The organism is Vibrio sp. Vb0888, assembly GCF_033338835.1.
GTDB classification, from domain to species: Bacteria; Pseudomonadota; Gammaproteobacteria; order Enterobacterales; family Vibrionaceae; genus Vibrio; species Vibrio alginolyticus.
The window spans coordinates 1-1,369 of record NZ_JAWOTL010000137.1 but is presented as its reverse complement, the minus strand read 5'-3'; the positions used below and the strand labels follow the sequence as shown (position 1 = coordinate 1,369).

The window sequence follows — 1,369 nt, the reverse complement described above, 5'->3', positions numbered from 1 at the left end:
AGTGGGTACTTACCTGAGACAATATTTGTACGAGTCGGGCTAACATAGTTAACCCCGCGTTTAGCGATGGGAACCAACCTTACGCCAGCCACTCGATAACCAACGCCAGAATAACCAACTCCGCTGATGGTCGATGCCACAGATTGCACCACAGAAGCCGAGCCCGGTTGTTCATTCACTCGGGTTTTGAAGTCACCGCCACACAGCGCATTGCTTTTGAAGTAACCATACGTCCCGGACACAGAGTTACGCCCAAACAACTGCAAGTTGCGCTTCGCCCATTCGGCTTTTAAACCTAGTTGCTGCCAGTTAGTGATGAACTGACTTTCTCCACAACGCAACGTAGCGGAAAACATGGCGTCCAATTGATTAAAGTTCAAACCTTGAATGGGATTGTCTTGATGCACAAAAATACCGATAGCATCAATAGCAACGCGCAATGCTGTAGGTTTGTAACCATGCTGTCGCTCAAACGCTTCGATTTCTTTCAAACGCATCGGGCGGCTCATTGGACCAAACTGCGCCGTTTGCTCTGTTAAAGCAGGTGGCGCCGTTGACGAGCCTGAAGCTTGAACTTGCGCGTTGATGTTCGGGTAAATGGATTTAAACTCTTCCACCCAAAGTGTGGTCATCCCCGCCAAAGTGTCTGAGCCTACCGAGAGCAAGTTCCCAACAATGCCAGTGGTTTTATGGTAGTTCGGTAATGGCTTATCTTGAGCAACCGCCATACTCGAACAAGTAAGCGCGATACAAGCGATGGCTCTACTGACTCGACGTCCCATTATTTCACCACCAAACGACTTGGAAGTACGAACGAGAACTTACTGCCTACACCGACTTCACTTTGAATTTCCAGGTGTGAGTCATGATGGCTCAACGCATGTTTCACAATTGCCAATCCTAAACCACTGCCACCCGTATCGCGTGAACGTGCTTTATCAACTCGGTAGAAACGCTCAGTCAGTCGATGCAAGTGTTGTGGCTCAATACCATCACCACTGTCTTCAACTTCAAGGCACGCACCTTGTGCGGTTTGATACCAACGAACATGAATATTGGCTCCCGGAGGAGTGTACTTCACTGCATTATAAACAAGGGTGGAGATCGCGCTGCGCAATTGGTCATCATCTCCAAGCACACGAAGGCTGGTATCGACATCAAACTTGAGTTTATGTTGGTCATCACCACTTAAGCTGATCGCTTCTTTCTCTAAGACTTCAAGCATTGCTGGCACGTTTACGACATCTTCCAACTCATGCATCGGCGCGGCTTCAATCTTAGATAAGGTAAGAAGTTGATTCACTAAGCTGTTCATGCGGTTAAGCTGCTCCGTCATCACCCCATGCGCTTTAGTCCACATCGGGCCGAC

At 48.6% G+C, this 1,369-nt stretch carries 2 protein-coding genes; both read right to left on the bottom strand.

From position 1 onward, the window contains the following. The coding region (locus R7P72_RS24490) for a PstS family phosphate ABC transporter substrate-binding protein (RefSeq protein WP_318110895.1) at window positions 1-782 on the bottom strand (782 nt) is incomplete at its 3' end. Continuing rightward, window positions 782-1,369 (bottom strand): ATP-binding protein (locus R7P72_RS24485; RefSeq protein ID WP_318110894.1); only part of this gene is annotated, 588 nt, incomplete at its 5' end. The genes R7P72_RS24485 and R7P72_RS24490, both read right to left, overlap by 1 nt.